Annotated in this window: 22 protein-coding genes; 8 read left to right on the top strand and 14 right to left on the bottom strand. The window is 63.1% G+C overall.

Annotation, left to right across the window (positions count from 1 at the left end):
• Positions 1–41: 41 nt before the first annotated feature.
• The 5 genes from ACX80E_RS04290 to ACX80E_RS04270 form a co-directional block, all read right to left on the bottom strand.
• Positions 42–635 carry a HutD/Ves family protein gene (locus ACX80E_RS04290; RefSeq protein WP_459300675.1) on the bottom strand — a complete coding sequence of 198 codons (594 nt, stop codon included), beginning with the start codon at positions 633–635 and terminating at the stop codon, positions 42–44.
• Positions 635–868 carry a hypothetical protein gene (locus ACX80E_RS04285; protein ID WP_459300674.1) on the bottom strand — a complete coding sequence of 78 codons (234 nt, stop codon included), beginning with the start codon at positions 866–868 and terminating at the stop codon, positions 635–637. The genes ACX80E_RS04290 and ACX80E_RS04285 overlap by 1 nt, the downstream gene beginning before the upstream one ends.
• A 26-nt stretch (positions 869–894) precedes the next feature.
• Positions 895–1,902, bottom strand: a complete 1,008-nt coding sequence (locus ACX80E_RS04280) for an aldo/keto reductase (protein WP_459300673.1) — start codon at positions 1,900–1,902, stop codon at positions 895–897.
• Positions 1,899–2,354, bottom strand: a complete 456-nt coding sequence (locus ACX80E_RS04275) for a MerR family transcriptional regulator (RefSeq protein ID WP_459300672.1) — start codon at positions 2,352–2,354, stop codon at positions 1,899–1,901. Before ACX80E_RS04275 ends, ACX80E_RS04280 begins: the two co-directional genes overlap by 4 nt.
• A 104-nt stretch (positions 2,355–2,458) precedes the next feature.
• Entirely contained in the window at positions 2,459–2,860 is a 402-nt protein-coding gene (locus ACX80E_RS04270) for a YccF domain-containing protein (protein WP_459300671.1), read from the bottom strand.
• 138 nt (positions 2,861–2,998) lie between these two features.
• On the opposite strand from ACX80E_RS04270, the gene ACX80E_RS04265 reads away from it, so the two are divergent.
• The gene (locus ACX80E_RS04265) at positions 2,999–3,574 is read left to right on the top strand and encodes a hypothetical protein (protein ID WP_459300670.1); all 576 of its coding nucleotides are present in this window, start codon (positions 2,999–3,001) and stop codon (positions 3,572–3,574) included.
• Between the two features lie 9 nt (positions 3,575–3,583).
• Positions 3,584–4,087 (top strand): PspA/IM30 family protein, encoded by a 504-nt coding sequence (locus ACX80E_RS04260; protein ID WP_459300669.1) that lies wholly within the window; start codon positions 3,584–3,586, stop codon positions 4,085–4,087.
• Here ACX80E_RS04260 and ACX80E_RS04255 read toward each other — a convergent pair.
• From ACX80E_RS04255 to ACX80E_RS04240, 4 genes are all read right to left on the bottom strand, one after another.
• The gene (locus tag ACX80E_RS04255; RefSeq protein WP_459300668.1) at positions 4,084–4,743 is read right to left on the bottom strand and encodes a pentapeptide repeat-containing protein; all 660 of its coding nucleotides are present in this window, start codon (positions 4,741–4,743) and stop codon (positions 4,084–4,086) included. The genes ACX80E_RS04260 and ACX80E_RS04255 overlap by 4 nt on opposite strands.
• A 69-nt stretch (positions 4,744–4,812) precedes the next feature.
• On the bottom strand, positions 4,813–5,238 hold the full coding sequence (locus ACX80E_RS04250; protein ID WP_459300667.1) for an ASCH domain-containing protein: 426 nt from the start codon (positions 5,236–5,238) through the stop codon (positions 4,813–4,815).
• Entirely contained in the window at positions 5,235–6,143 is a 909-nt protein-coding gene (locus tag ACX80E_RS04245; protein WP_459300666.1) for a DUF4031 domain-containing protein, read from the bottom strand. Before ACX80E_RS04245 ends, ACX80E_RS04250 begins: the two co-directional genes overlap by 4 nt.
• 214 nt (positions 6,144–6,357) lie before the next feature.
• The gene (locus ACX80E_RS04240; RefSeq protein WP_459300665.1) at positions 6,358–7,116 is read right to left on the bottom strand and encodes a MerR family transcriptional regulator; all 759 of its coding nucleotides are present in this window, start codon (positions 7,114–7,116) and stop codon (positions 6,358–6,360) included.
• Positions 7,117–7,278: 162 nt separating this feature from the next.
• Here ACX80E_RS04240 and clpB point away from each other — a divergent pair, with 162 nt between their 5' ends.
• Entirely contained in the window at positions 7,279–9,909 is a 2,631-nt protein-coding gene (gene clpB, locus ACX80E_RS04235; protein ID WP_459300664.1) for an ATP-dependent chaperone ClpB, read from the top strand.
• Here clpB and ACX80E_RS04230 read toward each other — a convergent pair.
• Positions 9,895–11,643, bottom strand: coding sequence for a hypothetical protein (locus tag ACX80E_RS04230; protein WP_459300663.1), 1,749 nt, complete (start codon positions 11,641–11,643; stop codon positions 9,895–9,897). The two genes, clpB and ACX80E_RS04230, sit on opposite strands and share 15 nt — an antisense overlap.
• A 328-nt stretch (positions 11,644–11,971) precedes the next feature.
• Between ACX80E_RS04230 and ACX80E_RS04225 the strand changes: the two genes are divergently transcribed.
• Positions 11,972–12,202 carry a DUF3073 domain-containing protein gene (locus ACX80E_RS04225; protein ID WP_459300662.1) on the top strand — a complete coding sequence of 77 codons (231 nt, stop codon included), beginning with the start codon at positions 11,972–11,974 and terminating at the stop codon, positions 12,200–12,202.
• 111 nt (positions 12,203–12,313) lie between these two features.
• On the opposite strand, the gene ACX80E_RS04220 is transcribed toward ACX80E_RS04225, so the two are convergent.
• Together ACX80E_RS04220 and ACX80E_RS04215 are read right to left on the bottom strand one after the other, a co-directional pair.
• Positions 12,314–12,814 (bottom strand): LytR C-terminal domain-containing protein, encoded by a 501-nt coding sequence (locus ACX80E_RS04220; RefSeq protein WP_459300661.1) that lies wholly within the window; start codon positions 12,812–12,814, stop codon positions 12,314–12,316.
• Positions 12,811–13,743 (bottom strand): D-alanyl-D-alanine carboxypeptidase family protein, encoded by a 933-nt coding sequence (locus ACX80E_RS04215; protein WP_459300660.1) that lies wholly within the window; start codon positions 13,741–13,743, stop codon positions 12,811–12,813. Before ACX80E_RS04215 ends, ACX80E_RS04220 begins: the two co-directional genes overlap by 4 nt.
• 163 nt (positions 13,744–13,906) lie before the next feature.
• Here ACX80E_RS04215 and ACX80E_RS04210 point away from each other — a divergent pair, with 163 nt between their 5' ends.
• Together ACX80E_RS04210 and ACX80E_RS04205 are read left to right on the top strand one after the other, a co-directional pair.
• Complete coding sequence (locus ACX80E_RS04210) at positions 13,907–14,599, top strand: winged helix-turn-helix domain-containing protein (protein WP_459300659.1); 693 nt, start codon at positions 13,907–13,909, stop codon at positions 14,597–14,599.
• Complete coding sequence (locus tag ACX80E_RS04205) at positions 14,599–16,077, top strand: sensor histidine kinase (protein ID WP_459300658.1); 1,479 nt, start codon at positions 14,599–14,601, stop codon at positions 16,075–16,077. Before ACX80E_RS04210 ends, ACX80E_RS04205 begins: the two co-directional genes overlap by 1 nt.
• A 72-nt stretch (positions 16,078–16,149) precedes the next feature.
• Here ACX80E_RS04205 and purM read toward each other — a convergent pair whose 3' ends face one another.
• Entirely contained in the window at positions 16,150–17,298 is a 1,149-nt protein-coding gene (gene purM / locus ACX80E_RS04200; protein WP_459300657.1) for a phosphoribosylformylglycinamidine cyclo-ligase, read from the bottom strand.
• A 25-nt stretch (positions 17,299–17,323) separates the two neighbouring features.
• Positions 17,324–18,889: an amidophosphoribosyltransferase gene (gene purF, locus ACX80E_RS04195; protein ID WP_459300656.1), complete on the bottom strand. Its 1,566-nt coding sequence runs from the start codon at positions 18,887–18,889 to the stop codon at positions 17,324–17,326.
• Positions 18,890–19,223: 334 nt separating this feature from the next.
• On the opposite strand from purF, the gene ACX80E_RS04190 reads away from it, so the two are divergent.
• Together ACX80E_RS04190 and ACX80E_RS04185 are read left to right on the top strand one after the other, a co-directional pair.
• Positions 19,224–21,635 carry a LuxR C-terminal-related transcriptional regulator gene (locus ACX80E_RS04190; protein WP_459300655.1) on the top strand — a complete coding sequence of 804 codons (2,412 nt, stop codon included), beginning with the start codon at positions 19,224–19,226 and terminating at the stop codon, positions 21,633–21,635.
• 125 nt (positions 21,636–21,760) lie between these two features.
• Positions 21,761–24,391 (top strand): glycosyl hydrolase family 18 protein, encoded by a 2,631-nt coding sequence (locus ACX80E_RS04185; protein ID WP_459300654.1) that lies wholly within the window; start codon positions 21,761–21,763, stop codon positions 24,389–24,391.
• Positions 24,392–24,456: the final 65 nt, after the last annotated feature.

The following is a 24,456-nucleotide window of genomic DNA, read 5'->3' as shown; positions in this document are numbered from 1 at the left end:
TTTTCGGCGTTTTCTGCGGGTCAGATGAGGAGTGGGTGGGGCTACGCGGCCGGGTCAATACTCAGCACGGCGATGAAACCCCGGCCGGAAATCTCGGGAGCGTCCTTGGAACCCACCACTGTGTCGAACTTGCCCAGAGCCTCGGCTGAGGTGACCGGCGCGGCGGAGGAGGCTCCGGCGTCGTCCGTGCTGGCAGGGGAAACGGTTGCCGAGCCCTGCAGCAGCACGGCGAACTGGTCAGCAAAGACGGGGTGCGGGCGTTTCTTGGACAGCTCAATGATGGCCGCGTAGCCCTTGAAAGCGCCCCGGCGGGTGATCAGGTTCAGGTCCGTCAGGGCCCCGGTGGGCAGTGTCGCCGAGGTGTCGGAATCGCCGGAAAAACGGAACGGCCGGAACTTTTCCAGCGCCTGCTCGGCACCGTCGACACTCAGGGCAATGAGCTCGCCGTCGATAACGGTGATGATCCGGTCCATCCCGGGCATGGCCGAAAACGGGCCCGCCTTGGCAACCTCGGCAATGCTGATGCGCCAGTCAACGCCGCCGTCGGTGGCGGGCGCCGCAGCGAGCTGCCGGCTCACCCCGCCCCCGTTGGCCCAGGGCATGGTCTTGAGTGAGGCGTAGCGAATGATTTCCACTATTTGTCGTCCTCATTCTTGACGCTGTACACGTGCAGGCGTTTGGGGTCTGAGGGGCGACGGCGGATCTTGCGTTTGTAGTAGGACCAGCCCCCCGTGATGGCCAGGGACACGGCAAATGCCAGCACGATCTTCAGGGGCAGGTTGATCCGGGCAAAGGTGAGGACAAGGATCATGGCTGCAAAACTGGCGAAGTTGACAATGATGTCCAGCCAGTCGGACTTATTACGCATGGCACCAGTTTACCCGCCCCCGGCGCCTATTCACGGCCCTGGGAGACCCAGCTGGTGTCCTTTGCCCTAGATCCGACGACGCCGGATGCCGCCTTCTCCAGCACCTCACGGTGGGCGGCGGTGAGGTTCAAAGACAGCGCTCCGAGGTTTTCATCGATGCGCGCGGCCCTGCGGGTGCCCGGGATGGGGACCACCGGCAGGCCGAACCGTGTGCCTTGGGCGTAGAGCCAAGCTAACGCAACCTTGGCGGGGGTCGTTAGCTGCCCGCTCGCCGCCGTGAGTTCGGCGGCCACCTGCCGGACGGTGTCGACCACTGACTGGTTGGCGTCGATGGCGCCCTCGGCGAAGCGCGGAATGTTGTGGCGGAAGTCGCCGGTGCCAAGATCGGCGGCGTGGATGGTTCCTGTCAGGAAGCCGCGGCCCAGGGGCGAGTAGGGGACCATCCCCACTCCCAGTTCCGCTGCGGCCGGAACCACGTGGGCCTCAACGTCGCGGCTCCAAATGGACCATTCACTTTGCACCGCTGCGATTGGGTGCACCGCATGGGCCGCCCGAAGCTCGGCAGCCGTGACCTCGGACAGGCCAAGGTGGCGGACCTTTCCGGCCTTGACCAGCTCCGCCATGGCGCCCACTGTTTCCTCGATGGGCACCCGCACGTCTCTGCGGTGCATGTAGTAGATATCAAGGTAGTCAGTTCCGAGACGGCTCAGGGATTCGTCAATGGCCGCACGGATGTGGGGTCCGTCGCCGCGAATATCCGTGTAACCTGTGGCCGGATTGCCGAGCAGCGCGAACTTGCTGGCGAGTTGGACCTCGCCGCGGCGGTCCTTGAGCAATTTCGCAATGAGTTCCTCGTTGGAGCCGCCGCCATAAATGTTGGCAGTGTCGATGAAGGTGACACCAACGTCCACGCCATGGTGCAAGGTTTTCAGGGCCTCCACGGGGTCCACTTCACCGTACACAGGCGTCAACGCCATGGCGCCAAAGCCAAGCGGGCTCACGTTAAGGCCGTCGCCGAGCAGGGTCTTGTTCATTTCTTCGCTCCATCTGAGTCTCCGGGCAGGGGGTCAGGAGCGGCCGCTTCACAGTCGAGGCCGCTCGCGATCAACCCCTCATAGTGGGCAATTTTTCGCTCGAGGGCCCCTAAATCGGCCTGGATTTGGGCCAGTTGCGCCAACACGCCCGCCCTGTGCTCGGCCAGGAGCAACAGGCGTTCGGGGTGCGTTTCTGGGCCGTCCCTCAGAAGCTCGGCAAAGCGCTGCATGTTGGCAACGGACATCCCGGTCCGCCGGAGCTTGACCACCAACATGATGCGTGCGACGTCGGAACTTGAGTAAGCGCGACGGTGATCGGTGCGGCGGGCCACGGGAGGGAACAACCCCTGGCGCTCATACCAGCGCAGGGTGTCCTGCGTTAGCCCGGTAGTCCGGGCAAGCTCTGCGATGCTCAGCCACGGCACCGAAACTGACTGGGTAGTTGTGCTCATGGAACCAGCGTAAGTCTTGGAGTGCACTCCAACGCAAGCGCTCGTAGGCGCGGTAGCGAGCGGCACCATGAACGCTGCCCGGCTTGCGGGCCAAGGCCACCTGGCTAGTGGTAGCTGCGCACAAAGGGCTGGTTGGTGGGCACAATTTCCTTGCCCAGGGGCATCAGCGAGATCGGGATCATTTTGATGTTGGCGATGGCCAGCGGGATGCCAATGATGGTCACGGCCATGGCAATGGCTGTCGTGATGTGGCCGATGACAATCCAGATGCCGGCCACCAGAATCCAAATGACGTTGCCCAGGGTGCTGGCAACACTTGTGCCGCCGGGCTTATCCACCACTGTCCGGCCAAACGGCCACAATGCGTATCCGGCGATGCGGAACGACGCTATGCCCCACGGGATGGTGATGATGAGAAGGCAGCACACGATTCCGGCCAAAAAGTAGCTCAGCGCCAGCCACAAGCCGCCAAATACCAGCCAAATAACATTCAAGATTGTCTTCATCACCCCATTCTGCCCTGCCGGGCGCCACAAAAGCATCAGGGATAACCCTGAGCTTTCACCTGGCTTCCCCAGCGGCCGGTGCTAGGCTGATTTGCACCAATCGGCAGCGTCTTCCACCGTCAGGAAAATGAAGAAACCATGGACTTACCCACAGTCTTTTTGATCCTCATGTTGGTCATCATCGCCATCGTGGTGGGCGTCGCGATCACCGTCGGGGTGTTGGTTCGCCGCGGCGTTGTGGGCCTGGTGAAAATTTCCAAACCCAAATATGAGTCCGCCAAGCGCAGTGCCCTCAAGGCTCGGGCCGATGCCAGCACCGGGCCGGTGGCCGAGATCCTCAAACAGCGCGTGGCCCTGGCTGAATCGTTGGAGGCCACCCGCCGCTCCTTGGGTGTCGCCCAGAGCGCCGGCCAGTACACGGGCAATCTTGAGTCGATCTTCAACACCCTGCAACAGGCCGGATCAGTCATGGAGCATCAGCTTGTGGTGGCCCAGCAGGAGCCCGATCCCGCCGTGCAGAGCCTCTACGCGAAGACCCTCGGCGGCCAGGTGGAGCAGGTCACGCAGACAGCCAAGGGTGTGCGCAACGCCTTGGCCAGTGCAGCCGCACCGAGCGGTGACGTGGATCTGAAGGACCTCACACGAACGCTGGAAATTGAGGCGACCATGCTCAAGAACTGGTCCACCACGTACACGGATCTCGGCAAGGACTAGCCTGCCGCCATGAGCTTTTTTGCCCGGATCGCAGCTTTTCTCAGTCCCACGCGGGCCAAGGAGATGTCCGACGCCGGTACCTCCGCGAACAATCAGCTCACCTTGGCGGAGGCGCAGATTAAGCAGCAGGCAGCCGTTCAGAAGATGCGCCGTGGAGTGGCCGACGTGTCGGTGAGCCGGCAGCGGCTGGACCTTCAAGCCAGCCATCTGCAAGGGGCCATGGACCAGTTGTCCGGCCACGCCGGTGAAGCCCAAGCCGCCGGAGACGATGCGGCGGCGCAAACAGCCCTGGGCCGCCACCTCATCATGGGCGAACAACTGGCTGACCTGATCTCCCAGCGTGACGCCCTCGCCGAACAAGAAACCATGCTCATGGCCGCCTTGACCCAGCTGCAGGCCCGGGTTGCCGGGTTCAACGTCACGGCGGAAACGCTCAAAGCCGCGCACACAGCAGCTGACGCCCGCCGCAGCATCGCCAGCTCCCTGGAGGACCTGGACGGGCCGGCACGCTAGCCGACGACGATGCCCACATGCGCCGCGAGAATGGGCGCCAGCAGACCCAGCTGGTAGTCATCGATCACGACGCCGGACATGGAACCGACACCGTTGAGGGTGCGGAACTCTGTGCCACGCAGGTCAAGGTCCTTCAACGTGGCCTGCTGCAGGTCAAGGGTGCCAATCCGGCAATTCCGCAAGGCCATGCGTGTCACCGTGGCCCCGCCAAGGTCCAGCTCGCCAATGATGGCGTCGCTGATGAGCAGGTCGGTGATTTTGGCGGCGCGCAAGTTCAGGAAGTCGATCTTGCCGCCGTCAATGCGCACCGCCTGCCAGCTGCTGTCGTACAGTTCTGCCGATCCCCAACGCGGAGAAGTTATTTCGGTGTCGCGCCAGCTGGTCCGGGCGCCGTGCAGTACGGGGGCAAAGCTGTCGTTGACCACTGTGCCGCGGAAGCGCACACCGCGCAGTTGGGTGTTGTTCAAGGTTGGCCCGTTGAGCCGGCACTCCAGGAAGTCCGTGGAGGTCAAGTCCGCGTCGTCAAAGCCTGGCTTCTCGAAGAGCTGCCCGTCATAAGTGTCGCCCGCACCAAAAAACGCATCGCCGTTTTCCACCAGGTCATGGAGCTGCCGCGGGGTGAGACGGGGTTCGCGGAGTTCTTTTTTCGGGGCCATGGCACCAGCCTAGCCAGCTGCGGCAACCAAGAATTTCTGCTACCGCACTGGGGTGGTGCCAGCTCCGCGCTAGGATAGCCGCGCCACGACCTTGAAGCGCTGAAGTACCAAGGTGGTGTCGTCATCCACGGTGAAGTGGGGGTCGCCCATGGCCTCGCGCATGTCCTGCGAATGCCAAAAATCCTCGTGGCCGGCCCGCCACTGGGCCACAGTGCTGAACCCCTCGCCCTCATCGATGGCATGCTGGCGGTCCACATCTGCGAGCCGGGCAGTGCGGACCTCGGTCATCTCAATGACGGCCACGGGCTTGCCCGCGGAATCGATGACCACTTCCCGCAAGCCGACAAAGGGAAGCGCCTGCCGCTCAATGTCGTATTCAATGCGCGTGGCGGTTGTTGAGGTCTTGGAGCCGTCAAGAACAGCGGCAACAAGTTGGTCCCGCAGGGGGGCGGGGAAGGCAAATTCACACACGGGCAGGGCGCTGTAGTCGGTCATGGTGCCAGCCTAGCGCCGCCTGCCTGGATGCTGTTGCTGTCCAGGTGTGCCAGTTCCGTGGACATGTTGGTCCGGGCCTGAGCCGCCCACAGTTCACGCCCCGTTTCTGTGCGGAAGAGTGGCGCCAAATTCAGGAGCTGGCGCAGCACGGCTGCCCGGCCCTGCGTGAACTGATCGTGGGGAATGTGCGCGTAGTCCTTGCGTACACCAGTCACATACTGCCCATAGCGCAAGGGCGTTGAACCCAGGATGGCGAGGTCGGCGTCGCACAACAGGGCGCCGGCGTCATCATCTGCGGCAGGCGCGTGCGACGCCGTCAGGAGCACCAGGCGGTCCACCTCGGTGACCACGGCTGGTGGCACCAGACCTGTTAGCCGCTGCCGGGCTAAATCTGCTGATTCTTCCTCGTCGGTTCCCGGCACGCCGTTGTAGACGGCATCGTGAAACCAGGCCGCCAGAGCCACCGCCGGCGGAGGGTCATTTGCCGTAAGTAAGTCCAACGCCTCCAAAACTGCTAGAAGGTGGCTGCTCGAATGGTAGTGGCGGTGAGGTTCGGCCCAGCGGCGCAACAACTCAGCACCCAGCGCCCGCTGCCCGGGCAGAAGTGCATCCCAGCGCAATGCCAAAACCGATCCGGCTGACTTGACCCGGTACTTCGCTTTGATCCGCAGCCCCGACGCCACCAGGGTGCGGGCCAAGTCCTTGCCTGACACCGGCGTGGCTCCGGCTGCCACCAGATCCTCGTAGCGGCGCGCCGGGACGTCGTAGTGGTCCAGGTCAAAGGCGCGCTGGTGCACGTCATTGGCCGCAGCAAAGTCATGCAGCTCTGCCAGAGCGCTGTCGGAGATCAGGTGCGAGAACACTGTCCCGTGCGCTGGCCAATACGGCGGATCGATGAAGATCATGGCCTAAGTTTAGGCCCCAGTGGTGCTCCACTCCGCTCCTCCCGCAGCTCCGGAGGCCGTTGTGGACATTCGCCCATGGTCGACCAGCATCGAATGTCCACAACGGCCTCCGCGGCTGCGGGAAAGTGTCCGGAGCGGCCTCCGTGGTCCGTTTCAGTCCCGTGAGGTGTCCGCCATTGCCCGTGAGGTGTCCGACATTGCGACGAAAGGCTCGCTACAGCTCTCTAGCGGCATAAACGGCCAGCGCGTCCCGCACCAACGTGGCCCCGGCGGTGCCGCCGAAGTTGGCTGCGAAGCGTGGATCTGCCACGTACATCTCGCCCAGGCCCAAAATATAGTCCTTGAGGTTGCCCCCGGGCGCGGAGGCTGGCGTCCCCGGGATGGAGCGCAGCCACTGAACGTGGCGTTGCGCCAGTTCCTGTGCGGTGTGCGCATCGGCCGCCAGGTGGGCCGACGCCGCGGCGATCCAGTCGCTGTTCAGTGTGGCAAGCCGGTCCTGCCAGGTCCGCTTCGAGGCGCCGTCCATGCCGCGCCACCACGAGTCGCCGCGCTGGTACGCGTCCTTGCCCCAGCGTTGTTCCACCTCTTCCTTGTAGTGGGTGTGGTCAAAGCCGTCAAACATGGTCTCAGCCATGATTTCCACTCCTTCTTGCTGTGCTGTCATGGTTTTTTCGACGGACGCAATCAACCGCACCAGCCGCCCCTGCTCCGCCCGCAGCATGACGAGGTGCCCCTGCAGCGCCGCCGTGGGCGAAGTCTCATGGGCCAACACCGAGGCGATGGCGGGCAGGCCCAGGCCGAGCTCGCGCAGCAGCAAAATGCGCTGCAGCTGCACCAACGCGGCTCGGTCATAGTGCCTGTAACCGTTGTTGGCGATGCGGCTTGGTGGCAGTAGCCCAATGTCGTCATAGTGACGTAGAGTGCGGCTTGTAGTGCCACTGAGCTGGGCAAGCTGCTGTATTGAAAGGTCCATAAACACCACGGTAAAGGTTGACGCAGCGTCAATGTCAAGAATTTTTCGCTGTCACCAAAAATTCCGGAATAAGTTTACGCAACGCTAAGTTGAGCGTAATAGACTCAACTTTGCAGGAGTCGAGTCGCGACCCATTATCACACACGAACGAAGGGACCCCTCTTGGACGCCAAATTCACCACAAAGAGCCAGGAGGCTCTTTCCTCCGCAGCCATGAACGCCTCCACCGCCGGCAACCCCACCGTGGAGCCAGCCCATCTGCTCAAGGCCCTGATGGACCAGCGCCAGGGCGTTGCCGTTGCCTTGCTGAAGGCCGCCGGGGTTGACCCGGACGTTGTCAGTGTTGCCGCCAGCGCGGCGATCCGCGAGTTGCCGTCGTCGTCGGGAACCTCCGTGGCCCAGGCCCAACTCAGCCGCAACACCCTGCTGGCCGTGCAGGCCGCCCAGCAGGCTGCCGAAGGTATGGGGGACAGCTACGTTTCCACCGAGCACCTGCTCTTGGGTCTTGCGAACGACGCCGGCGCAACAGGACAAGCCCTGCGCCAGGCAGGTGCCTCCAGGGCTGCGCTGGACGCCGCACTGCCCACCGTTCGCGGCGACGGCAAGGTCACCACCCCCGATCCGGAAAACACCTTTGAGGCGTTGGAAAAGTTCGGCGTGGACATGACAGCCATTGCCCGCTCGGGCAAGCTCGATCCAGTCATTGGCCGCGACTCCGAGATTCGCCGCGTCATGCAGGTCCTGAGCCGCCGCACCAAGAACAACCCCGTACTCATCGGTGAGCCCGGCGTCGGCAAGACAGCCGTGGTGGAAGGTCTGGCCCAGCGCATGGTGGCAGGAGATGTGCCGGAGTCCCTGCGTGGGAAGACGCTCATCAGCCTGGACCTGGCCGCCATGGTGGCCGGGGCCAAGTATCGTGGCGAGTTTGAAGAACGCCTGAAGGCGGTGCTGGAGGAGATCAAGGCCTCCGACGGCCAGATCGTCACGTTCATCGATGAGATCCACACGGTGGTGGGTGCCGGAGCTTCGGAGGGCTCCATGGATGCGGGCAATATGCTTAAGCCCATGCTGGCCCGTGGCGAGTTGCGGCTGATTGGTGCCACCACACTGGATGAATTCCGCGAGAATATCGAGAAGGATCCGGCCCTGGAGCGCCGTTTCCAGCAGGTGTTCGTGGGGGAGCCCAGCGTCGATGACACCATCGGCATCCTGCGTGGTTTGAAGGAACGCTACGAGGCCCACCACAAGGTGGCCATCGCCGACTCCGCACTGGTTGCTGCCGCAGCGCTGTCCAACCGCTACATCAGCGGCCGTCAACTGCCCGACAAGGCGATCGACCTGGTCGATGAAGCCGCCTCACGGCTGCGCATGGAGATCGATTCCGCGCCGGAGGAGATCGACCAGCTCCGCCGCGCCGTCGACCGTTTGACCATGGAGGAGCTGGCGCTGAGCGGCGAAACCGACGCCGCATCGGTGGAACGCCTGGACGCGTTGCGTGCCGACATGGCTGACAAGAAGGAAGAGCTGGCCGGGCTCAACGCCCGCTGGGAAGCCGAGAAGGCGGGGCTGAACAGGGTTGGAGACTTGAAGGCCAAGCTGGATGAGCTGCGCTCCATTGCTGACAAGGCACAGCGCGACGGCGACCTGGAGCAAGCCTCCCGGGTGCTGTACGGGGAAATCCCGGCACTGCAGCGCGAGTTGGAGGCCGCTGCCGCCGAGGAGGAGTCGATTGACAAGCCGGAGCTCATGGTGGCCGAGGAAGTCACTGCCGATGACATCGCCGAGGTCATCTCCGCCTGGACGGGCATTCCTGCCGGGCGGATGCTGCAGGGGGAAAGTCAGAAGCTGCTGCAGATGGAGCAGGTGCTGGGGTCGCGCCTGATTGGCCAGGCCAAGGCTGTCACTGCGGTCTCCGACGCTGTCCGCCGTGCCCGGGCCGGGATTAGCGATCCGGACCGCCCCACGGGTTCCTTCTTGTTCCTGGGGCCCACAGGTGTGGGTAAGACGGAGCTGGCCAAGGCCCTTGCCGACTTCCTCTTCGACGACGAACGGTCCATGATTCGCATCGACATGAGCGAGTACTCCGAGAAGCATTCGGTGTCCCGTCTGGTGGGTGCGCCTCCGGGCTACGTTGGTTACAACGAGGGCGGCCAGCTGACCGAAGCCGTGCGGCGTCGTCCGTATTCGGTGGTGTTGCTCGATGAGGTTGAGAAGGCGCACCCGGAAGTCTTTGACATCCTCTTGCAGGTGTTCGACGACGGCCGCCTCACCGACGGGCAGGGCCGCACGGTGGACTTCCGCAACGTGATCATTGTGCTGACCTCAAACCTTGGCTCGCAATTTCTGGTGGATCAGAACTTGTCCGAGGCGCAGAAGCGCAAGGCGGTCATGGCCGTGGTGGAGTCCTCGTTCAAGCCTGAGTTCTTGAACAGGCTCGATGAGATTGTCATGTTCGACGCCCTCAGCGTGGCAGAACTGTCCCGGATTGTGGACTTGCAGGTACAGGCACTCTCCACCCGATTGCACGAACGCCGCTTGACGTTGGAGGTTACCGATGCGGCCAGGGCGTGGCTGGCGTTGACGGGCTACGATCCGGCGTACGGTGCCCGGCCCTTGCGCCGGCTGGTGCAGCGCCAGATTGGCGACCGTTTGGCGAGGGAGATCTTGGCTGGGTCCATCAGCGACGGGGACACGGTCCTGGTGGATACGGCGGCCGACTTTGACGAGTTGGACATGGAATCGCCCGGCAGCCCTGCAGTCGTTGCTGCTGAGGTTGCGCTACTTGATCAGTGAGGACAACAAGTTGTTGCCGCTGGTGTCTTGGATGAGGCAGTCCACGCGGCGGTCATCGGCTTCGTCCCAGGTGGTCTCGGACGGGTAGGCGGTGAGCTGCTTCAAGTCCTTCATGCTCTCGGCCTCGGTGGTCAGCTCCACGCCCTTGCAGACCTCGGCAGCCTTGGCCTTGAGGGCAGTGCCGCCGGGGAACGTCTCGTCCTCGCCATAGTAGAAAGTTCCAACAAGCTGCGCCGAGTGCGGACTGTTGCACAGCACAACGTCAGCGGGTGCGGAAACACCCTTGAAGTCGCGCAGGCAATCAGCTCGAAGCCAGTCCAACGGCGAGGCGGCCGGCACCACAACGTCTGCACCCGGTTCCGTGGATTCGCTGGGGTCAGGTTCCGCCGGCGATGATTGTGACTGCGTGCCGGTTGGTGTGGTGGGCTCGGCGCTGTTGATGTTCGAGGTGATGAAGTTGATGAGCAACGTCACCAAAACGCCCATCAGCACAACGGCGAGTACCACGATGCCCAGAATGATGAAGAGCTTCTTTTTGCCGTTGCCGCCGTTGCCGCCGGGGCCCTGCGGGCCCTGGGGACCGCCGGGATAGCCCGGACCTTGCGGCCCGCCCGGGTAGCCGGGACCCTGGGGGCCGCCGGGGTATGGACCGCCGTTGCCACCCGGGTATCCGGGACCTTGCGGACCTTGCGGACCTTGCGGGCCGCCGGGTGCGCCGTACGGAGGCTGTCCGCCAGGTGTTGCCGACTGCCCAAAGGGTGTTGGCGCGCCATAAGGCGGCTGCTGGCCGCCGCTGGCCTGGGCCGGCTGCTGACCGTAAGGCGGCTGGGCCTGACCATACGGTCCGGCTGCGCCAAACTGCGAGGTAGTTCCCGGCTGCTCGGTGGGCTGGTACGGCTGCTGCGCCGCTTGGGCGGGCTGGCCGTAGGGCGCGGTTGCCTGGGGCGCTGGCGGGAGCAGAGGAACCGCGGGGATTGCCCCGGTTGCTGCTGGCGGCCCGGCCGCAGCGGCGGCGCTGGCCGCATCTGCTTCACCGCGGGCAATTTGTGCCGGAGATTGCCACGCACCAGCCTTGGGCTGCCACGGCGTGGCCGACTGCTGCCACTGGGTTTCGGGGCGGTGCCAGCCGTGTCCGTCATCGACGCTGTGGCCAAGAACCGGCGCGGCAGCTGCCTCGGTGGGGGCCGCGTCGAACGGCTCCGGGGCGGACTGTGCCTGCTCAGGTTCCTGGGTGGGGGCTGCCGGCAGGGGCGTTTCGGGAACGGCCGCGGTAGTTGCTTCGGTGGCTACGGGCTCCGCGGCTGTTGGCTGCTCCTGCATTGGCTGCTCCTGGGCGGGGGCCGGGGCCGGGGATTCGGCGGGGGCCTGCGCCGGGGGCTGGCCCCAGGAGTTGCTGGCTACCGGCGGCTGGGAAAAATCGGTACGCAAAACAGTGGTGGCCGTGTCCCAGTCGGGCTCGTTGGCGGCGGGGGCTTCCCCGCCGAGACCGGAGGAGACGCCCCGCGTTGCCAGCTCGGCTTCGCGTTCGACCGCGGCAGCCTCGGCGGCAGCGGCTTCAAGGTCAACACTCTCGGCGACGTCCTCGCTGATCTCTGCATCACCAAGGGTGGGCTCGGAAAATTCGTAGTCAGAGCCGGAAAGTGTCGCTTCGGTGGTGGAGGTATCGGGCTCCCCGGAAGCGGGTGTCGGGACTTCTTCAGCGCCCTGACCGTTGGCGTCGCTGCTTTCGTTCATGGGTACTAAACCTTCCGTGTTGCGTCAGGAGCTGACGCAAAATCTATGGACGTGCCTTCGGTGACTGACAAGGAGCAGCGCCCATGTGCTGGCCGCAAAATCGCCGTCATTGCGGAACAAGAACTCCGCCTACACGTGACTCTATCGAATAATGGGTGCCGGGCGCGTCAAATTCGGTGTTTGGCTATGGGCAGAACAACCCATGGCTGCCGCGATTGCTCCAGAACTCATGTAATCTAGGAGTACGACAAATTGACCGAATATTCCGGAGCCTCGCTCTTAATCCGAGCGACCACCTCCGGTCCAAGTGTAAAAAGGGGGTCACGCCATGGGGCGCGGCCGTCAAAAGGCGAAGGCAACCAAGCAGGCTCGGGACATTAAGTACTACTCCCCGAACACTGATTATTCAGCTCTGCAGAAAGAGCTCGGTGGAACCACTCGCCGAGCCCCGAGCCAGCAAATCGAGGTTCCTGCAGAACCGGATTATTCGGCATATGAAGATACGTATGCGGATCAGTTTGAGGAAGACGACGACGTGGGCTCCCGCCGCATTGGCTAGGAACGCTTAGACACCAAACGCAACAAACCCTGCATGACGCACAGCCAGAAAATGCTGAAGCGACGTGCGGGGATTTTGTTGTGTCTTGCTCCATTCCACTGGGCGCCCCGCTCAATCCAGAACACACCGCACAGCGCTCTTGGTGGTGACGGGCGCGGCGCTAATCTTGGGCTTGGCTCGGGTGAGATAGACGCTCGGCACCGGTTCGGCGTCGTCCAACAAGAACACGGACTCGGGAAAGAGCGCTTGGAGGGCAACTGCCTCGGGAAGCTGCTTTGATGCGGCGGTGATGATGACACCGGAGGTCTCGCTGGGCGTTTCGGGCGCTGCCTTGTTGGCTACCGAAACCACCTTTATACCCTTTTTCTTGAGACTTTTTGCGGTGCCGGCCGCCAAACCCTCGACATTTGAAGAATTGTGCACCTTCACCGCCATCCCGCTCAGGGGCGCGGCCGCCACAATCTCCCCCGGACATTCTGGTACTGGCGCGGAATGCAAGTCCCCGGCAACGATGTTCACTCCCAATCCGAGCAAACCCGCCAAGGAGCCGCCCAGAAGGGCGAAAACGCCCAGGAATGCCGCCACGCCAAGCGCTGAAGGTTGCCGGGTCACCGTACTGCCGCCGCGTGCTTACCCGAGGGGAAAGTTTGGACCGAGGCAAGGAGCTTTGTGGTCTGCTGCATCGCCTCGGCCGATGAATCCCCAGCACCCATGACAGCGCCCACAACAAGTGTCTTCTGGCCCTTGATGGAGACGTTGGCAGCAAACATGAACACGCCCCCTGCCTGTGGACTGGTGCCCGTTTTCAGTCCGATGACACCGTTCGAACCCAAAAGCCAGTTGGTGTTTTGCACCGGGCCGTAGCTAGGGATGTCAGCTGATTTCTTGGCAACAACCTCGGCAATGACGGGAGTCTTCATGGCTGCACGGGCCAGCAGGGCAAGGTCGCCCGGCGTGCTGGTCGTGGCGGGGTCGTAGCCGCTGGCGTCGGAACCGATGGTGGTGGTATTCATGCCCAGGGACTTCACATAGCGGGTGGCTTCTTCTTGGTAGGCGTCCATGGAGCCGAAGGCCCAGACGGCCAGGGTGTCTGCAATATTGTTGGCCGAGGGCAGCAACATTGCCTCAAGCATGGAATGCATGCTCATGGTCATCCCGTCATAGACGGGCACGTAGCTGCCACCGTTCGCGACGTAGTTGTCGTAAAGCTTCACATCTGCGGCATCAAGGACCACCTTGTCACCGTCCTTGCCTGCTTCCAGCGGGTGCTTCTGCAGGACCGTCAAGGCGGTGATCACCTTGGCCGTGCTGGCAGTGGGCCGGGCCTTGGCGGATGGCTGGCTGACGGCCGGTGTGGTGTCCTCCAATGTTGTCAGGCTGCTGGCGGCCCGCGGCCAGACAACCTGGAGGTCCGCGGCTGGCAGAACCTCTTGATGCTGGGCAGCAGTCTCTTCTTGCATCACAGCGATCGGGGAGCAGCCGGTCAGGACAAGTATCACTGAGGCTGCCAGGGCCAATGCACGTGCTTGGAATGTTTGCATATTTCCACGCTAGGCAGAGGATATCTGGGGCGTGTTCCGGCTTTGTCACCAACGTGTCACAGATTCCCCCGACGCCGGGAATAGGTGCGGGACCCTTCGGCGGTAGCCCTAGTATGGAAGCAAGAATTGATCGGGACCATGCCACGCAACGCGGAAGGAAGCTATGGCGAGAATTCTTCTGGTGGAAGATGATCCAGACATCAATGCGGCGTTCCGTTTGGCGCTCTCACAACGCGGTCACAGTGTTGTTGGCTGTTACCTGGGCGGGGAGGGCGTGGCCCACGCCACGGCAGTTCCCGCCCCCGAGCTGGTGGTCCTTGATTTGATGCTGCCCGATCTTGACGGGCGGGAGGTGTGCCGGCAGATTCGTGCCCTCTCCCAGATCCCCATCATCATGATGACGGCCAGGGGCGACGACGCCGATGTGGTCCTGGGTCTTGAATCGGGTGCCGACGACTACGTGGTTAAACCTGTTGAGCCGTATCTGCTCGATGCCAGAATTCGGGCGTTGTTGCGGCGCAGCTCCTTCCCGGCCGCCCCGCTGGGGGAGTCCGACGTCGTTACGAGCGGCGCGCTGCGACTGGACCGCAAGTCCTTGCTCACCACAGTAAATGACATGCCCGTGCCCTTGACGGCCACGGAAACCAGACTGCTGCTGGAACTTTCCAAACACCCCGGGGAAGTTCGCAGCCGCACGCAACTGCTGCGCGAAGTGTGGGGAACCGACTACCTCAACGAATCCCGCATGGTGGACGCCTCCATCCAACGGCTGCGCAGCAAGGTGGAGACGGACCCGGCGCGCCCAAGGATCATTGCAACCGTCCGCGGCTTCGGGTACAGATTCGACGCCGGCTGATGCTTCGCTTGTTTACCGGCCTGGGAGTCAGGCTGGCGGTGTGTTGCGCCCTCATTGCCGTGGTGTGCGTGGTGGTCACCGGTGCCGTGATGTACAGCAGTGCCCGGAACAACATTTTGCAGGCCGAACAGGACAGGCTTTTCGATGAGTTTTCCGTTACGGCGGAGAAGGCCACGGAACCCATGGAGTGCAACCCCGCCGACTGCGCAAGTCTTACGGATGAGGACGTTCGTATATGGGCCGAGTCAGGGTCAAGAGGCCCCATCCAGCTGACACCGGCCGACGGAATAGACTTTGGCGCCTACGCTCAAATGCACATGATTCCGCAGTCGTTCCAGCGCCAGGTCACCAGCTCGGACAGAGTGACGTGGCTGCGCGAACGCCAGGGCCTGAACTACAGATTCCTCATTGGTGCTCCGGTGACGCTGACCCTGGTCCCTGTCAAGGATGCACAGAATCCGCCAGGGTCAGGCGCCGCGCAGACTGGTCCGGAGACCACGGCCAGTCGCACCGTCCAGGCCATCATGTACGCAAGCTACCCGCTGGACAAGCAGCAGCAACAAATTGACTCGCTTGCCGCCTCAACTATCTGGCTGGTGGCCGTCATGGCCATGGTTGCAACGTTGACAGGCGTGCTCCTGGCGCGGTGGATCGCCCGCCCCGTGCGTCAGTTGCGCACAGCTGTGGACAAGCTCGACGCCAGTGCAGGAAAGCTGGATGTCAACGTGCGGGGGGTGGCGGAACTGACGGGGCTGGTTGAGGCGTTCAATGCCGCCAACCACAGACTGCAGGGGACCCTGGCCGAGCTGACAGCCAAGGAAGCCGCGTCCCAACGTTTTGTGGCCGATGTTTCCCACGAAATCCGGACCCCTGTCACGGCCATGGTGGCCATGGCCGACGTGCTTGAGCACGGTGGCGGGGACCCGGAAACCGTGCAGGAGGCGGCTGCCGTGACAGCACGGGCGGCACGGCGGATGCACCGCCTGACGGAGGATCTACTGGAGATTTCCCGCTTTGATGCTGCCCAGAACACCGTCCACGCGGAGAAATTTGAGGTGGCCGCGCAGCTGCAACAGCTCCTTGAGGCGCGCGGACTGGAGCATTGCGTCGAGGTGGACATCCAGGGCGCGCTGCCGTTTGTGACGGATCCGCGCCGTTTTGAGTTGATCGTGGCGAACCTGCTCACCAATGCCATGGCCCATGGTGGGACCCCCATTGGGGTGCGGGCTCACAGGGACGGCGAACACCTTGTGGTGGAGGTGACCGACTGCGGGCCGGGCGTGTCCGCGGAAAGCGCCCAGCACCTGTTCGAACGGTTCTACAAGACCGACACCTCCCGGCACCGTGGTGGTACGGGTTTGGGGTTGTCGATCGCGTTGGAGAACGCCCGGCTGCTGGGCGGGACTCTTGAGCTGCGCAGCCATGGGGACCCCACGGTCTTCGCTGTGCGACTCCCGCCGCGCACCCCGGACTCCTAGGAACCGTAGCCGGCCCGACGGACGACGGCGGCCCCCACCAAGAGGTGAGGGCCGCCGTCGTGCGTTGGAAAACTAGGAGGCGTAGTTGCCCACGAGGCGGACAGCGCCACCGTCGACACCCTTGGCGCCCTGGGTGTAGTCAGAGCCTGTCTTGTCCGAATCAGAGGACTCGGCAGTGACTGTGCCCATGACCCATGACGGCAAGCCGCGCGAGTTCAGCCGGGCCACGGCGTCGTCGGCGGCGTCGGCAGAAGCCACTGCCACCATGCCCACACCGAGGTTCAACGTCCGCTCCAGGTCAGCCAACGGCACGTTGCCCAGCTGGGACACCAGGTTGAAGATGGCCGGCAGGCTCCAGGTGGAACGGTCCACCGTGCCGATGAGGCCCTGGGGGAGTACCCGTGCCAGGTTCGCGGCCAAACCGCCGCCGGTGATGTGACTGAAACCGTGAACGGCCTTTTCTTGCGTGACAGGAAGGTAGCGGGTCAGATCGAGGCAGTCGGCGGCGTAGACGCGGGTGGGCTCGAGGAGCTCCTCACCCAGGGTGCGGCCCAGCTCGGAAACCTGGCGGTCCAAGGCCCAGCCTGCGTGGTTGATGACGCGGCGAACCAGCGAGTAGCCGTTGGAATGCAGACCGGAGGAGGCCATGCCGATGATGACATCGCCGGCGCGGACCCGTTCCGGACCCAGCAACAAGTCAGCCTCGACCACGCCTGTGCAAGCACCTGCGACGTCGTACTCATCCGGAGCCAGCAGGCCCGGGTGCTCGGCGGTTTCGCCACCGACTAGGGCGGTGCCGGCAACCTTGCACGCCGCTGCGATGCCGCGGACAATGTCGGCCACGCGCTGCGGGACAACTTTGCCGGTGGCAATGTAGTCGGTCATGAACAGCGGCTCGGCGCCCACCACCACAATGTCATCGACAACCATGCCCACCAGGTCAAAACCAATGGTGTCGTGGATGTCCATGGCCTGGGCGATGGCAACCTTGGTGCCAACACCGTCGGTGGAGGTGGCCAGGTACGGCTTCTTGTAGCTCAGGAGCTTGGAGGCGTCATACAGGCCGGCGAATCCGCCGAAACCGCCAACGACGTTGGGGCCGTGAGTGGCCTTGACGGCTTCCTTCATCAGTTCAACGGCGAGGTCGCCTGCTTCGGTGTCAACACCGGCGCTGGCGTAGGTGATTGCCGTTGCGGCACGATCATGTGAGGCGTTGGTCATGGCGTCTCTTTTCTGAAAAGAAGTCTTAAGAACCGTCAGCTGCTGTGCGGTCTTGCTCGGTCAGGATTTTTTCCAGCTCCGAGTCAGGTCCCGGATCGCAACCGGTGGAGGTGGTTGAGTCGCCAGCAGTGGTGCGTTCGAGCAGGTTTTTGCCCAAACGGTCGCTGCTGGGAAGTTCAATGGGGTACGTGCCGGTGAAGCACGCCGTGCAGAGACGCTCGCGCGGCTGCAGGGTGGCTTCGATCATGCCGTCTTCGGAGATGTGGGCCAGGGAATCGGCGCCAATGGACTTGCCGATCTCTTCAATGGCAGCACCGTTGGCAATCAATTCCGCCCGGGAGGCGAAGTCGATGCCGTAAAAGCACGGCCAGCGCACGGGCGGGGAGGAGATTTTCACATGGATTTCGGCGGCTCCGGCTTCCTTGAGCATGCGGACCACTGCGCGCTGCGTGTTGCCGCGGACAATGGAGTCATCCACAACAACAATGCGCTTACCGCGGATCACCGATTCAAGGGCACTGAGCTTGAGCTTGATGCCGAGCTTGCGCAAGGTTTCGCTGGGCTGAATGAAGGTACGGCCCACATAGGCGTTCTTCACGAAGCCGTGCGCAAACGGGATGCCGGACTGCTCGGCGTAGCCGATGGCCGCGGGCGTACCGGATTCCGGCACGGGGATGACCAAATCGGCTTCGGCGTGGTTTTCGCGAGCCAGCTGGCGGCCCATCTCCACGCGGGATTCGTACACCGAACGGCCGGCGATGGTGGCGTCCGGGCGGGCCAAATAAACGTACTCAAAGACGCAACCGGCCGGGGTGGCGGGGGCAAAGTTTTGGGTGCGCACGCCGTCTTCGTCGATGGCGATGAATTCGCCGGGTTCAACCTCGCGGATGAGCGTGGCGCCAATGGTGTTCAGGGCCGCGCCCTCGGAGGCAACCACCCAGCCATTCTCCAGGCGGCCAAGGACCAGCGGGCGGACGCCGTGCGGGTCGCGGGCGGCGTAGAGGGTGTTTTCATCCATGAAGACGAAGCTGAAGGCGCCATGGATCTTGGGCAGCAGTTCCATGGCTGTTTCTTCCAGGGAACGGCCCTCGTCGCCGCGCAGCAAGGTGGTGACAAGGGCTGTGTCAGTGGTGTTGCCCTGAGCCATTTCACCCGAGGTGGGGACACCGTACCTGGCAATGACCATCTCATGGAGTTCAGCAGAGTTCGTCAGGTTGCCGTTGTGCGCCAGGGCGACAGTGCCGCTGCCTGTTGCGCCCAAGGTGGGCTGAGCGTTGGCCCAGTTGGCTGCGCCTGTGGTGGAGTACCGGCAATGGCCCACGGCCATATGCCCAGTCAGGGTGTTCAGTGTGGGTTCGTCAAAGACCTGGGAAACGAGCCCCATGTCCTTGTACACACTGATCCGCTTACCATCGCTTGTTGCGATGCCAGCGGATTCCTGACCACGGTGCTGTAGCGAATACAGTCCGTAATAGGTTAGTTTTGCAACCTCTTCACCGGGTGCCCAGATGCCCAGAACGCCACAAGCGTCCTGAGGTCCCTTTTCGCCGGGTAAAAGATCATGGGATAGTTTTCCGTCTCCGCGTGCCACCTAAAAATTATCTCATGTAATGCCCCGGGCCGTAACCGGGGGTCAGCGGCTGAGCGTGACTGAGCCGCGCAGGGGCAGTTAAACGATCTCCGCTTCGGCGTTACTGCCGTCACGGGGTAGAGATTTCACTCTTGGCACTCTCTTCCGTGCACGCCCACGGCACCCACGGCCTCCTTCTTGCTGTGGGCGGGGAACCTGGCCTTGGCGCGTGTCCACCAAAGACAGTGTCATGGGCTTTGCTGCCGGTTGACAGTCACGGTGACGTGGACCACTTTAGGGGGCTGCTAACCTACAACCAGCGCGTTACTGACGACGACTCGAATGGAGGGCTTCAATGGTGCCGGTTTTCCCTTTGGCCCACACATCTGTGGTCAAAGTTCCTGAATTGCTGGAGTTCCTGTCTCACCACGGGATCGCCGTGGCACCCCATGTGGCATCGGCCCTGTTTGCGGATCTTTCCTGCGACATCGACGCGGTGCTCGAAGTGGCTCGATTCCTCACCCCCTCCCAGCTTTCAGGCCACTCCGCACGCCCGGACCCGCTGCCGTTGCTGCCGGGCCTTTTGGCGCGGGTAGGCGCGGCCGGTGCCGAGCTCGACGCCGAGGAACGAGCAGGTCTGCTGGCTGCGGCAATCTGCGTTGAGGATCGCACCGAAGTGCTGCTGGCACAGCAGCAGGTCACCATGGGCGAACTCATAGCCGGCCGTCTGGGTACCCATCTACTCTTCGTGGCGGGACACTTTTCCTTTGTTGACCCGCGCATGCGCGTCTGGGTCCACGGTTCGGCCAGCTTAGCTGAACGGACCGACGCGCACATTGAGATGCAGCGCGCCTACGCTGCCATGGGCGACACTGACAAAGCCACCTGGCATGAGTCTTTGGCGACCCTCGAGGGTGACAAGTTCCTTGTCCCGACCCTGCTGCAGCTCTCCCGCAAAGCGAATGCCGCTGACAACGCCGTCTGGGCGCATGCCATTGCCCGTGAGGCTTCCAGCCATGCCGTGGGTGCCGAATTGTTTGAATCACAACTGTGTGCCGGGGTGGCCGCACTCAACCTCGGGTTGGTGGCAGATGCCGCCAACTGGTTGGGTGGGGCCCTGTCATCGCCGGACGTGATGGTGGCTGCCCGGGCGCTGCCGCTGTTCGTCCATGCCGAGTCACTGCTGGCCGGGGAGGCGCACACTGTGGCCCTGGCCCGCCACGGTAAAGCGTTCCTCAAAAGAGCCGAGGCGCTGGATGCTGCGGGGTTCGCCACCGTTGCCCGCCACGTTGCCAAGGCTACCGGGCTGGCAGCCGGGTTGTGCGCGGCACGGGGCATGCTCGAAGAAGCCGCGCGACTGCTGGATGAGGCGGAACGGCTCGTGGAAGTACACCACCTCGACGGCTTGCCGCTGTGCGCGGCACGGCTCTGGTGCGCCATTTTCGGAGGACCAGCCGTGCAGCCCGAACACGCCTGCCGGTGCCGTCAGTGCCTTGAGGGGTTGCATGACTTTTCAGATGCCCGCGTGGTCATGGATGCGTTGACGCTTGGACTTGATGACGATGTTCCTGCTGGTCTGCGCTTATTGCACGACGGTCCGGAAGCCGGACGGGCTGTGACAGGCAGTAACCGTGGCGGCGCAGTGCGCTGGACACCAACTCCGCTGGGACGGGCTTACCGAGCAGTCGTGGCCGCGCTGCTCCAGCTTTGGTTGGGCGATGTCTCGCGGGCAGAGGCGGAACTGGGACAGGCAGCCGTTTCCGTGCCCGTGGGGCTGCCGTTCTTCGGTCTCGGTGTCGTCTTGGCCCGCCGTCTTGATGTGCTGACCACAGGTGAGGTCGGTACCGTGGCGCATGCCATGGAAGCCAGTTATCCGGCTGCCAGCTCTGCATTCATCCGGACCGGAGACCTCATGGACCGGACGCTGACCGCGTACCTGGATGGCCGGGTCGAAGAGGCATCCACGTTGGGCAGGCTTGCCGCTGAGCGGGCGTTGCGCGGTGCGGCGTCGCCACTGTATGTCCCTGGTTTTGATGAGATGGCACCGCGCGGAAGTGCCGCCGCCGACGCTGGAACAGGCGCGCAGCACGGCGGCGCTGCGCCCGGTCCGCGAATGCCGTCAGGGCATCGCCGAGCCAGCTCCGCCCGTATGGCACTGTGCTCCACCGACAACTCCCGGTTTGCCAAGGACTATGAATACGCAGCGAAGGTCAGCGTGACGTTGCGGTCCCACTACGAACGGGCCCGCACCGAATTCGTCATTGGCCGGGCCTGCCTGTTGCACGGCACCGTCGCTATGGCGCGGGAACATCTTGTCGTAGCGGCAGACCTGTTTCGGGAAGTAGGTGCCATGGCGTGGCTGCGTTGCGTGGAAAACACTCTCAGCAGTGTGCCAGAGTCGGAATCCGGCGGCGTGAGTGCCACACCGCGACCAGTAGTGGGCGCCAAGACAGCATCGGATCCGCTCCGCGGACTGCCTGGCGTTTTTCCGGAACCAGGCGAGCCCTTGAAAGTGCGCGGCGACGGCCCGCTGCAACGCTGCCGTCAAGAGTGGGGTGAGCTGTTGACCGAGCGGGAACTCGAGGTGGCCATGTTGGTCGTTGACGGTGCACCAAACCGTCAGGTGGCAGCACAGTTGCATGTTTCTGTGCGTACGGTGGAGGTCCACCTGGGCCATGTTTTCACCAAACTCATTGTGCGGTCCCGAGTGGAGTTGAGCGTGTTGGCGCACCGCATGGGTAGCGAATGGCTGCAGGCGGATACGTAGTGGCACCTATGCGTGATTGTGCTGATGTGCAGTGGCTGTGGCCATGGATAGCCTTGGGCCAGCAAGCGTAGGAGTATATTTCCTGCGCTGCAGCGGTCACCTTCGCACAGCAGAACAGGAAATTCATGCAGACACCAACATTGCCACGATGGCAGCAGCGTAGCGCAGCCATCGTGACGGGGTTCGCCCTCGTTGCCTCGATCGGCATAACGACGCAGATGGCTTACGCCGCCCCGACCGAAACACCGACCACGACGGCATGCGCCGCGGCTTGGGCCCCGTCCGGCGTTTATACGGGAGGTACAGTTGTTTCCCACCAGAACGTGAATTACTCGGCCAAGTGGTGGACTCAAAACAACGTCCCGGGTGCCGATCAGTGGGGGCCGTGGAGCAATCAAGGCGCCTGTGGGACTGTGACAGATCCGACGCCGACCCCGACCCCGACGCCGACCCCGACCCCGACCCCGACGCCGACGCCGACGCCGACCGCGACGCCGACGCCGACCGCGACGCCGGCTCCCGGAACGCCTTGGACGTCCAACCCGGATGAGAAATGCCGGCCCGACGGCCTGTACCAAACGCCCGGTGTTAACGTTCCTTATTGCTCCGTCTACGACGAGGCAGGCCGGGAGCTGCTTCCCAACGGCCTAGACCAGCGCGTGATTGGCTACTTCACCAGCTGGCGCACCGGGCAGAACGGCACCCCCCGCTACCTCGCCAGTGACATCCCGTGGAACAAGCTCAGCCACATCAACTACGCGTTTGCGCACATTGACAGCAACAACAAGGTCTCCGTGGGTGAGCAAGCACCCGGCAACTCAGCGACCGAGCTGACCTGGCCCGGCGTTGCCGGGGCAGAGATGGACCCAACGTTGCCGTATAACGGGCACTTGAACCTGCTGGAGAAGTTCAAGAAGGAAAACCCGGGCGTGAAGACACTGGTTTCGGTGGGTGGATGGGCCGAGACCGGTGGCCACTTTGCTGCTGATGGCACCCGTGTTGGAGATGGTGGCTTTTATACGCTGACAGAATCCCAAGCCAAGATCGATACGTTCGCCGATTCGGCTGTGGAATTTATCCGAAAGTATGGCTTCAGCGGCGTAGACATCGACTACGAGTACGCCACAAGCAATTCCAAGGCAGGTAACCCCGATGATTTCACCATCTCTGAACCACGCCGTGCGGTGCTCTTCGAGAACTACATGAAACTGATGAAGAGCCTGCGCGAAAAGCTCGACAAAGCCAGCGTTGCGGATGGCACGTACTACCAGCTCACGGTTGCTGCCCCGGCATCAGGGTGGCTGCTGCGAGGCATGGAAGCGCACCAGGTCGTCAAGTACCTCGACTTCGTCAACATGATGAGCTATGACCTGCACGGTGCGTGGAATAACTACGTCGGCGGCAACGCAGCCCTCTATGACGACGGGAAAGACCCGGAACTCGCCGCTGGCGGCGTGTACAACGCCTATAAGGGGATCGGTTATCTGAACTCTGACTGGGCGTACCACTACTTCCGTGGCGCAATGCCGGCTGGTCGCATCAACCTCGGGGTGCCGTTCTATACCCGCGGCTGGACTAACGTGCAGGGCGGAACCAACGGTCTCTACGGCAGTTCCGTGCTTGCAGATCAGAATCAGTGTGCCCCCGGAACCGGACCCAAGGCTGGCGGAAACTCCAAGTGTGGCAGCGGCGCTGTGGGCATCGACAACCTGTGGCATGACAGCGACCCGATGGGAGGCGAACTGCCAGCAGGTGCCAACCCGATGTGGCACGTGCTGAACCTGCAAAAGGGTGTCGTGGGTGACTATGCAGCCTCCTATGGTTCACCGACGGGTGCACTGAATGGCACCTACACACACCATTTTGACACCGTCACCAAGAACGAGTGGTGGTGGAACGACACCACCAAGACGTTCCTCTCGGGCGACGCCGACCAGGCCATCCAGGCCAAAGCCGACTACGTGGCCGACAAGGGGCTGGGCGGGGTCATGATCTGGGAGCTCGCAGGCGACTACCAGTACAACAGCAGCAAGGGCCAGTACGAGATGGGCTCCACGCTCGTGAACAAAATCCACTCGACCTTGTCCACATCCAAGCCCTACGGTGCCACCAAAGCCAATGTGACGATGCCCACCCAAGCCATTGATCTTGGTGTGGAACTGAAAAAATTCGCCTTGGGTGACAACAATTACCCCATCAACCCGGAAGCGCACTTCACCAACAACTCCAAGACAGCCATCCCAGCCGGTGCAACGATCACCTTCGACAGCGCAACCAGCGACACCGGCGAGATGAAAGAGCAGAGCGGCTGGTCCATCACGAAGGTATCCAGCGACCACACCGGCAACAACGTTGGAGGGCTCAAGGGCGACTTCCATACCTACACGATTAAGGTGCCCTCCGGCGGTATTGCGGCAGGGGCCACTGTCAGCACCAAGCTGGCGTGGACGCTGCCCACCTCGATGATCTCCAACTTCCGGGTCAGCATCGGTTCGGAAACGTACGCCATCTTGGCCGACCACCCGCGCGGGGTGACCGTCGTCGAGCCTTCCGCGGGCAGTGGCGGCGGCAACGGCGCCGGCCCTGGCGAAAGCTGCAGCGGTGTCACGGCCTGGTCCGCTGCCGCCGTCTACACCGGCGGGGCCGTTGTCACTCACGCAGGAGCCAGTTACAAGGCCAAGTGGTGGACCCAGGGCGAAGTCCCCGGTTCCGGCGCAGCCAACGCCTGGGGAACTCCTATCCTGTGCAGCAAGTGACACCACCTCGTCCGGCTCAAGGATCGCCAGTAACGTAACAAGGCAACATGAAATGGCGGGGTTCT

The sequence above is a fragment of the Arthrobacter sp. TMN-49 genome (assembly GCF_054511095.1).
The sequence above is the reverse complement of the archived record's forward strand: the minus strand, read 5'-3'. Positions and strand labels throughout refer to the sequence as shown.